11 protein-coding genes and 1 pseudogene are annotated in these 9973 nt (G+C 45.7%); 2 read left to right on the top strand and 10 right to left on the bottom strand.

Annotated features, from left to right (window positions below; translation table 11 throughout):
- On the top strand, positions 1–438 hold a 438-nt coding region (locus H9625_RS16370), incomplete at its 5' end, for a transposase (RefSeq protein ID WP_394354958.1).
- Here H9625_RS16370 and H9625_RS16365 read toward each other — a convergent pair.
- The 9 genes and pseudogenes from H9625_RS16365 to H9625_RS16325 all read right to left on the bottom strand — a co-directional run.
- Positions 422–616: pseudogene (locus H9625_RS16365) on the bottom strand (sigma factor); the annotation flags it as partial. The gene H9625_RS16370 and the pseudogene H9625_RS16365 overlap by 17 nt on opposite strands.
- Positions 617–729: 113 nt before the next feature.
- A complete protein-coding gene (locus tag H9625_RS16360; RefSeq protein ID WP_140406896.1) occupies positions 730–2880 on the bottom strand; it encodes a M3 family metallopeptidase in 2151 nt (716 codons plus the stop codon).
- Positions 2881–3151: 271 nt separating this feature from the next.
- Positions 3152–4444: a tyrosine--tRNA ligase gene (gene tyrS, locus H9625_RS16355; protein WP_013618290.1), complete on the bottom strand. Its 1293-nt coding sequence runs from the start codon at positions 4442–4444 to the stop codon at positions 3152–3154.
- A 75-nt stretch (positions 4445–4519) separates the two neighbouring features.
- Positions 4520–5161 carry a TatD family hydrolase gene (locus tag H9625_RS16350; protein WP_191765354.1) on the bottom strand — a complete coding sequence of 214 codons (642 nt, stop codon included), beginning with the start codon at positions 5159–5161 and terminating at the stop codon, positions 4520–4522.
- A gap of 43 nt (positions 5162–5204) precedes the next feature.
- Complete coding sequence (yidD, locus tag H9625_RS16345; RefSeq protein ID WP_013618288.1) at positions 5205–5426, bottom strand: membrane protein insertion efficiency factor YidD; 222 nt, start codon at positions 5424–5426, stop codon at positions 5205–5207.
- A 3-nt stretch (positions 5427–5429) separates the two neighbouring features.
- Positions 5430–5825 (bottom strand): ribonuclease P protein component, encoded by a 396-nt coding sequence (rnpA, locus tag H9625_RS16340; RefSeq protein ID WP_191765352.1) that lies wholly within the window; start codon positions 5823–5825, stop codon positions 5430–5432.
- Between the two features lie 107 nt (positions 5826–5932).
- Positions 5933–6679, bottom strand: coding sequence for a uroporphyrinogen-III synthase (locus tag H9625_RS16335; protein ID WP_022039953.1), 747 nt, complete (start codon positions 6677–6679; stop codon positions 5933–5935).
- A gap of 4 nt (positions 6680–6683) precedes the next feature.
- Positions 6684–7487 carry a DUF4271 domain-containing protein gene (locus H9625_RS16330; RefSeq protein ID WP_191765350.1) on the bottom strand — a complete coding sequence of 268 codons (804 nt, stop codon included), beginning with the start codon at positions 7485–7487 and terminating at the stop codon, positions 6684–6686.
- Entirely contained in the window at positions 7484–8071 is a 588-nt protein-coding gene (locus H9625_RS16325; RefSeq protein ID WP_087406921.1) for an LOG family protein, read from the bottom strand. Before H9625_RS16325 ends, H9625_RS16330 begins: the two co-directional genes overlap by 4 nt.
- A gap of 98 nt (positions 8072–8169) precedes the next feature.
- Between H9625_RS16325 and H9625_RS16320 the strand changes: the two genes are divergently transcribed.
- Positions 8170–8340: a hypothetical protein gene (locus tag H9625_RS16320; RefSeq protein ID WP_158098091.1), complete on the top strand. Its 171-nt coding sequence runs from the start codon at positions 8170–8172 to the stop codon at positions 8338–8340.
- 33 nt (positions 8341–8373) lie between these two features.
- Here H9625_RS16320 and metK read toward each other — a convergent pair whose 3' ends face one another.
- Positions 8374–9669 (bottom strand): methionine adenosyltransferase, encoded by a 1296-nt coding sequence (gene metK, locus H9625_RS16315; protein ID WP_191765349.1) that lies wholly within the window; start codon positions 9667–9669, stop codon positions 8374–8376.
- Positions 9670–9973: the final 304 nt, after the last annotated feature.

Here is a 9973-nt window from a genome sequence, read left to right as displayed (position 1 = left end):
AGATTGATTTTTGAGAAACTCGACCTTCAGCGTTGCGAGATTCGCGACATTGAAGGAGGAAGGGCTTACTCAGTCAAGGCATATTCAAAGGCAATGAAACGCAACATCAAAGTCGTGGTTCATTATCCGGAATCGGGAGGACACAAAATCTATTTCTCCACCGACCTTGACATGTCGGCCAGAGACATCATCGAATACTACCATACAAGATTCCAGATTGAGTTTTGCTTTCGGGATTCCAAGCAGTTCACCGGACTCAACGATTGTCAGGCAAGAGACTTGAGGAAACTTGATTTCGCTTTCAATGCCTCACTGGCATCGGTAAACACCGCAAAGGTCATGCGCCAACGATACTATCCCTCGATTTCCATCGGACTGCTAAAGGCCTATCTGAGTAATATTTACATGCGCAAAAGAATGTCTTATTTTTCAGAATAGTCAGCAAAAGAGGTGCCACCTGCTCGGCAGACTCTACCTTTGTTTTCTCCCACAAAGCTATCAGCGCTTCCGAAGCAATATCTTCTGCCACCGCCTCATCGTGGACATACGACTTGGCAAAGCTAAACGCTTTCTTATAATAGGAGGTATAGATAAACGAAAATGATAGGTCCGGCATGTCGGAGATAATTAAGAGTGAATAATTAATAATGAACAATGAATAGTTAATAACGGTGGATGTCTCTGATTGCCGTTATTAACTATTCACTTTTAATTGTTAATTAACTATGTTTATTCCTTATCTTGTTTCAAAGGCGCAGGAGTATCCAAGCCACGTTTCTCGAGCAACCACTTGATATCGGGACCTTTTCCGCGGAAATTGACGTACATATCCATCGCGTCATCAATGCCGCCCGGCGTGAGGACATACTTGCGGAACTTGCTTGCCACTTCAGGGTCGAACAGGTTTCCGCTCTCTACGTATGCTCCGAACGCATCACAGTCGAGCACTTCCGCCCAGATGTAGCTATAATATCCGGCGGTATAGCCTCCGCCCATGGTATGCGCGAAATACGTAGTGCGGTAACGCGACGGTATCTGCTTCAGCAAGCCACGGTCGCCCAAGGTCTTGGCTTCGAACTCCATCACGTCCATATCGGCAGGCACCGACTTCAGCGTGTGGAAATCCATATCCAGAAGCGATGCGGCAAGGTATTCCACCGTAGCGAAACCTTGTCCGTACTTGCTGCTCTTGTCGTATTTTTCTACCAGTTCGGTCGGCATGACCTCGCCTGTCTTGTAATGTTTCGCATATACCTGCAACATTTCCGGCTCGAAGGTGAAATGCTCGTCGATTTGAGAAGGAAGCTCCACGAAATCGCGGGGCACACCGCTCACGCCTGTATAGTGCACATCGCAAAAGAGCGAATGCAGCCCGTGCCCGAACTCATGGAAAAGCGTAGTCGCTTCATCCGGGCTCAAAAGGGCAGGCTCACCTGCCGATGGCTTGGTGAAGTTGCATACAATCGTAACTACAGGCACCACCTTGTTGCCGTTCTCATCATACGACTGGGGACGGTATTCGCCGCACCATGCGCCTCCGCTCTTGCTGGCACGTGGGAAGAAATCGAAATAAAGGATGCCCAAGGGCTTTCCGTCCTTGTCGATACACTCAAACACTTGCGCTTCGGGGTGCGGTTTCGGCATGTATTCCAAGGGACGGAACGTAATGCCATACAAGCGTTTTGCCATATAGAAAGCACCGTCGCGCACGTTGTTCAGTTCCAAATACGGACGGATTTCGTTCTCGTCCATGTCGTATTTATGCTTTTTCGCTTTTTCGAAGTAATAACGCCAGTCCCAGCCTTCCGGCTCAAAATCGTTGCCCTCGCGCTTGATTTCCGCCTTGATATCAGCTAACTCTTCCTTCGCCTTGGCAAGAGCAGGTGTCCAAAGCTGGTTAAGCAAGTCGTACACGTTCTTTTCGTTCTTCGCCATACGGTCTTCCAACACCATCGAGGCATAGTCTTCATAGCCCATCAGCTTGGCTTTTTCCAGACGTGCCGTAATCAGGTCGCGCACCACTTGCTTGTTGTCGGCATCGTTCCCGTTATTTCCCCGATTGATATAAGCCTTATAAATACGCTCGCGCAACACACGGTTATCGGCATATTGCAAGAAAGGCATGATGCTGGGGTTATGCAAGGTAAACACCCATTTGCCTTCTTCACCCATACCCTTAGCGGTCTCGGCGGCCTGTGCTATCAGGCTGGCTGGCAGCCCGCTCAAGTCTTTCTCGTCCGTAATGACCAGCTTGAAAGCGTTGGTTTCTTTCAGCATGTTTTGCTCGAACGTAATCTGAAGCGTCGAAATCTTCTCGTTCAACGCCCGAAGCTTCTGCTGGTCGGCATCGCTCAGGTTGGCTCCGCTCCGTACAAAGCTTTTATACGTTTCCTCTAACAACTTAGCCTGTTCCTTATCGAGATTGAATTTCGCACGGTTCTCATATACTTCCTTCACCCGCTGAAACAAGCGTTTGTTCAGCGAAATATCATCGCTATGAGCCGAAAGCAACGGAGCCATTTCCTGCTCCAACGCCTGCATCTCTGCATTCGTATTGCATCCGCTCTGCCCAAAGAATACATAAGCTACCCGGTTCAGCATCGCTCCGCTACGGTCGAGCGCCACAATGGTATTTTCGAAATCGGGCATCGAGCGCTGGTTTACTATGGCATCGATTTCCTGTTTCTGCTCTTCCATCCCTTTCAGGAACCCTTCACGGTAATCCGCAACCGTAATCTGTTCGAACGGCGGAACCCCGTAAGGCGTATTGAATTCGCTCAGGAACGGATTGACATGTCCCGTTGCGTCTTGTCCGTAAACCGCCACGCCTGCAGCAAAGCATACGGCAAACATCAGTCTTTTACAAACATTTATCTTCATAATTCCTTTATTTTTCATTTCGCGCGCTAAATTACGGAATTTTTCAAGAAAAGGAAACCAAAATACGCTATCTTTGTAAAAACAATAGCCAAACCCAACTGATTATGAATAGAATTAAACACGGAGACACAAAGGCACAGAGTTTTTTATTGTCAATTTCTCCGTGTCTCTGCGTCTCTGTGTTCAATATAAAAGATTAACGGATTTTTCGCTCATTTCTGATTGACTATAACTTTAAAATCCGTGTAATCTGTGGTGAATAGCTTTATACTTACTTCGCGATAATCAAATAATAATTCTTCTTGCCGCGCTGAACAAGCAAGTATTTCTCATCCAGCAAATCATCGGCAGTAATCACTTGGTCGAATGCGGTAAGCTTTTCCTTGTTCAGCGATACGCCTCCGCCTTGCGTCATCTTGCGCATCTCGCCTTTCGAGGGGAAAATAGCGGCTTTCTCCACAAACAAGTCTACAGCCTTGATGCCGGCTTCTATTTCGCTCTTAGCCACCTCAAACTGAGGCACACCTTCGAATACGGAAAGCAACGTGTCTTCGTCCAGACGCTTCAAGGCATCAGAAGTGGCGTTTCCGAAAAGAATGCCCGATGCTTCTACCGCTGCATTATAGTCTTCTTCAGAATGTACCATGACGGTAACTTCTCGTGCCAGACGTTTCTGGAGCACACGCAAGTGTGGAGCTTCCTTATGCTCGGCAATCAGCGCATCGATTTCTTCTTTCGTAAGCGAAGTGAATATCTTGATGTAGCGTTCGGCATCTTCATCGCTCACGTTCAGCCAGAACTGGTAGAATTTATAAGGAGAGGTATAACGTGCGTCCAACCATACGTTTCCGCTTTCGGTCTTGCCGAACTTCGTGCCGTCGGCTTTCGTCACCAGCGGACAGGTAAGGGCGAACACTTCTCCCCCATTGGTACGGCGAATCAATTCGGCACCCGTAGTGATGTTCCCCCACTGGTCGCTTCCGCCTAATTGGAGCTTACATCCGCGGGTTTCATATAAATGCAAAAAGTCATATCCCTGGAGCAGCTGATACGTGAACTCGGTGAATGAAAGTCCGTCGCGTGCCTCGCCGTTCAAGCGTTTCTGCACCGAGTCTTTCGCCATCATATAGTTGACGGTGATGTGCTTGCCTACGGTTCGGGCAAAATCGAGGAAGGTGAAGTCTTTCATCCAATCGTAATTGTTCACCAGTTCTGCACGGTTCGGGGCATCCGACTCGAAATCGAGGAACTTGCCCAACTGTTTCTTGATGCACTCTTGGTTATGGCGCAGGGTTTCTTCGTCCAGCAGATTCCGCTCCTGCGATTTGCCGGAAGGGTCGCCAATCATACCCGTAGCTCCGCCCACCAAAGCCAAAGGCTTGTGTCCGCAACGCTGGAAATGCCGCAACATCATTACACCACACAAGTGTCCGATATGCAAGGAATCGGCAGTAGGGTCGATACCCAAGTAAGCCGTTACCATTTCTTTTTCCAACAATTCTTCTGTGCCCGGCATCATGTTATGCACCATTCCGCGCCATTTTAATTCTTCTACAAAATTCATCGAATGAGATTCTTAGTTTAACATTATATTAAAGTCAACGACAAAAGTACGACACTTTATCTGAATAACCAATTTTTACCGGTTAAAAAAGAGCGAGTTAACCGTCCGGCTGACATTATCCGCCAATAAATCCGGATGGATTCCACGTATCTCTGCCGCCCTATGGTATAAGGTATGGATAGGCACACGGCTCTCATCGGTTTCCAGCAAGAAGGTTCCTTCAGGCATATACCGCAATGCATCCGCGTGATAATGTTCGCCGAAAGAGAGGTAAAACCCTTGCCTTACGAGACTCTGCGCCAGTTCCTTCTTTCCCCGAAAGCCGTGGACAATCCAAGACTGGGAAGGATGAATTTCTTTTTTCAAGGCAATCAATTCATTATAAGCCTTTACGGCATGGATAACCAGAGGCAGGCTGTAGTGTTCGGAAAGAGAAACTATCATGCGGAAAGCTTCCTCTTGCAAGGAAAAAGGCGCATGGCAACACTTATCAAGCCCCGCTTCTCCCAAAGCAATCACCCGCTTGTCTTTTCCCAACACAGATTCTATCCACCGGAGCTGCATCGGATAATTCTCGGAAGTAAGATACCACGGATGTATCCCCACCGAAAGCCACATAGCTTCATCGGGTAAAGGAATATACTTGCTATCGGCATTGAATATAGCTTCGGAAGGACATGCAGATAAGTGATGAGTATGGACATCAAAACACATCATATAAATGAAGAATGAAGAATTAAGAATCCTCTGTAGTGAATAACTAAGGAACAGGGTCGTATCCCGAACCTCCCCACGGATGGCACCGCAACAGGCGGCGTATGGCAAGGTAAAGCCCTTTGAACGGACCGTGTTTCTTTATTGCCTGAACGGCATATTCCGAACATGTGGGTGTAAACCGGCACGATGGAGGCGTAAAGGGAGAAATGCAGTTCCGATAAAAATAAATGGGAAGTAAAAGCAAAAACGAAAGTATCTTTTTCATGCTTCATCCGACACGCTCCGCTATCAGCTGGAGCAACTTTTTCACCTTTTCATCTACTTCCGGAGAAGCATGAAGCTCATCATCGAGCCAAATGAAAGCGACCGCAAGTTTCTTGCCTTTCGCTTCTAAAGCATCTGTCAGCAGAGACTTGTTTTTACGGTAGGCTTCCCTGATTTGCCGTTTCACCCGATTGCGCTTTACCGCACGCTTGAAACGCTTTTTAGAGACACTAATCAAGACAGAGACCTCAGGAAGACCTGCATTTTCCACCGGCATATAAACAATACGCAAAGGAAAAACAGCCAATGACTTGCTGCCTCCTGCAAACAATTTGTCAATCACCAGCAAGCTGCTTAAATGTTCCTTTTTCGGAAAAGTTTTTTTTACCGGTTCTGTCATAATTTGAATATTAAAGAAACGCAGGTTAACGCAGATTTTCACAGATTTATATTATACTATCCGCGCCAACCTGCGTTAATCTGCGTTTCAATATATACCGATGAATCTTATTTATTATGTTCGCGGATAAACATATCCAATGCGGCAGGCATCGAAGGAGCAGCTACCGTAGGAGCTTCCAAATCCAGACGCAATCCTGCATCTTTTACCGCCTTTGCCGTAGTCGGTCCGAAACTTCCGATGGCGATATCCTTCTGCTCGAACTTAGGGAAGTTCTTCATCAATGATTGGATTCCAGCCGGACTGAAGAAAATCAGCATATCATAATCAAAATCTTCTTCCGGTGTGAAATCATTACTTACGGTACGGTACATCACCGCTTCAGTATGTTGGATGTGATGTTTATCCAACAAGTCTTTCACTTCATCGTTATGCACGTCCGACATCGGAATCAGATACTTCTCCGTACTGTGCTTCACAATTACAGGCACTAAATCGACAAACTTGCCCGTAGCGCCGAAGAATACTTTCCGCTTACGGTATTGAACATATTTCTGAATATACAAAGCTATGGCTTCCGAAGTACAGAAATACTTCATCGTCTCAGGGACAGTTACACGCAACTCCGCACAAAGGTTGAAAAAATGGTCTATGGCGTGACGCGAAGTAAATACGACAGCAGTGTGATCCAATATGGAAATCTTCTGTTGTCTAAATTCCTTTGCCGACAAACTCTCAACTTTTATAAACGGGCGAAAATCTATTTTCACTCCGTACTTCTCAGCAATGTCAAAATAAGGTGACTTTTCTGATGTAGGTTTAGGCTGAGAAACGAGGACTTTTTTAATCTTCAAGGCACTAAAAATTTAAAATCACAATCTGGTTCATATAGAGGATACCTTTCGCCAACAGCAAAAGGGGTACCATTTCGAGGGCACAAAAGTACAGAATAAAATGTAGAAAACCATAACTTTGGTTGAAAAAGTTCCTAAATCCCCTATAAAATAACAATATTTTAGCGGAAATCAACGTAAAAGCTATCAATATATTACTAATAATGACATCGGGACGAAAGTAAATAATGAACAAGATAATAGGCAACAACAGGAAACATTGGGCACTAAGAAGGTCGAAGTATGTCTGAATCCACGCCTTGCTTTGCTCCTTCTCAAAGAAAACCCAGTTGACAAAATTATAACTTCCCCACTTGAACAACATATAAAAAATCGACAACAAAATGTACCCACCAATCAATGCCTCGTGAGGAGTAACATAAACCAATGCCGGAAATGACTCCACCGAATAATAATAGAAAAACAGACCGTAACAAATACAAGTCAAGAGTGGAAATACCATCGTATACCCATTGTCCGTACCTTGCACCTCATCGAACAGGCTACTGCGGTCCTTGCGCTGAAACAGGCTTCTGATATGCTGGATGATATATTTCTTTCCATTCTTCACAATATGCGAAAACACAAGGAAACAAAACAAAATCAGGCACGTAACCGACCATTCGGAACGAATCTGGTAAGGTAAAACCTCACCCGGCATACCAGAAACAGTCTGCATACTTCTCACCAAGGCACTATCGAGTTGCAAGGACTCTTCGTGTACCTTTTCGACAATGTATTCGAATCCGACGGAGCATGTATCGTTCATACAGCTGCAAATTTACAGATTTTCTTGTCCCATGCCGGAAGAGAAACACATAGCTCCACAGCTTCCTCGGGAGTAAAGGCCACTTGCCAAAGCGATTCGTGTTCGCGACGCATAAATTGCTGGCCGATGGCTTTCTCTAACATTTCTATCAACGGATTATAAAACCCTTGGATATTCAAGACAACAATCGGTTTAAGGTAAAGTCCCAGTTGCTTCCACGTGATGACTTCCAACAATTCTTCCATCGTGCCACATCCTCCAGGAAGCGCAATGACAGCATCCGACATACGCGCCATCAAGCTCTTACGCTCGTGCATCGTTTCTGTCTCCACCAACTGTGTCAAGCCGGAATGATGCCAGCCCCGCTCTACCATAAACCGGGGAATAACACCCGTTACCGTACCGCCTGCAGCAAGGACTGTATTGTTAAGGCACCCCATCAACCCTACCTTACCTGCCCCATCAATCAAGTTTATCCCTTTTTCCGCCAAAAGATATCCCAGCCTTTCGGCAGCTTTAAAATAAACCGGAGCAATTTGCGGGCTGGATGCACAATATACACAGATATTCTTTATTTCACTCATAATGTCAAGTGATTCATGAAACGCAGATTAACACAGATTTTCACAGATAAATTAAAAAATTCTTTCTGCGTTAGAAGCTGTTTTGAATTTATCGTGCGATGATTTGGGATGAGTTTTTGAGGCATTTTCGCTTCTGTGATGAGGAAGATAGCGGGCTATCTGACGAAGAACAGGAGCGAAAAAGACCAAAAAATCGCCCAAAGCACACACGAAAACGGGTACATCAAGCCAAGAAAAACTTTTTGGAGAAATTCAAAACAGCTTCTTAATCTGCGAAAATCTGCGTTTCCATTATAATTATTTTACTTCAGCCCGAAAGCCGCTTTCACTTTATCCACATAGTCCAGTTTTTCCCATGTGAAAAGCTCCACTTCCACATCTTTGTTGCCTTCGTAAGCCGATTCAAAATGCTTGATCACCTTTCTCGGTTCACGTCCCATATGACCGTAAGCGGCTGTCTCACTATAAATAGGATTACGGAGCTTCAGACGTTCCTCGATGGCATACGGACGCATATCGAACAACTCGTCTACTTTCTTCGCAATCTCACCGTCACTCATGGCTACATGGCTTCGTCCATAAGTGTTGACGTAGATATTTATAGGACGTGCCACGCCAATGGCATACGACACCTGTACCAATACCTCATCAGCCACACCCGCTGCTACCAGATTTTTGGCTATGTGACGTGCGGCGTATGCAGCGCTGCGATCCACTTTACTGGGGTCTTTTCCCGAAAAGGCACCACCACCATGTGCACCTGCACCTCCGTAAGTATCCACAATAATTTTACGCCCGGTCAATCCCGTATCTCCATGAGGTCCTCCGATAACAAACTTACCAGTAGGATTCACATGATACGTAATTTGGTCGTTGAACAACTTCAACACTTCCGGATGATGAATCTCGGCTATCACGCGGGGAATCAGGATGCCGATTACGTCCTTGCGAATCTGTTCCAACATTGCCCGATCTGCCTTTTCCTGTGCTTCCGGCGTATCGTCTTCTGGCAAAATAAATTCATCATGCTGCGTAGAGATTACGATTGTATCAATACGTACCGGACGCCGGTTGTCATCATATTCGATAGTCACCTGACTTTTCGCATCCGGACGAAGGTAAGTCATCACTTTACCTTCACGACGGATTTCGGCAAGCACAATCAGCAACTTATGCGCCAGGTCGAGCGACAACGGCATATAGTTTTCGGTCTCATTCGTTGCATAACCGAACATCATCCCCTGGTCGCCCGCACCCTGATTCATAGGGTCTTCACGTTCCACGCCACGGTTGATGTCGGGGCTTTGTTCATGAATAGCGGAGAGTACCCCGCACGAATTGCCTTCGAACATATATTCGCTCTTGGTATAACCGATATGGTTAATCACCTCACGTGCTACTCGTTGAAGGTCGATGTAAGCCTTTGTTTTCACTTCTCCTGCCAGCACCACCTGTCCGGTAGTGACCAATGTTTCGCAAGCTACTTTCGAACTGGGGTCGTACGCCAACAGTTTGTCAAGCACAGCGTCGGAAATCTGATCCGCCACTTTGTCGGGGTGTCCTTCAGACACCGATTCGGATGTGAATAAATATCCCATTTCTGTTTTATAAATTAAAAGGATTAATAAATGCCGTGTACGGACAAGAGCAGGAATACAAAGAGGGGGAAAATCAAAAACGAACTTGTGTTTTAGCATTTTTTTCCGTGGTTGCAAGCTACTCAAATCTTTCCACTTTTAAATTCGATGCAAAGATACGCATATTCCTTGGAATAAAGATGAAGTGAAAACTTATTTAACATATCGCTTAAAGAGATAATGAATGGGGCAGAGTCAACCAGCGAGTGCAACATTACGAAATATTTTTGAAAAAGACCTCAGCCGGAGTCGAGAAATTGAGTTT

Source organism: Phocaeicola intestinalis, assembly GCF_014837065.1.
GTDB lineage: Bacteria > Bacteroidota > Bacteroidia > Bacteroidales > Bacteroidaceae > Phocaeicola > Phocaeicola intestinalis.
This window is presented reverse-complemented; position numbering and strand designations above follow the sequence as displayed.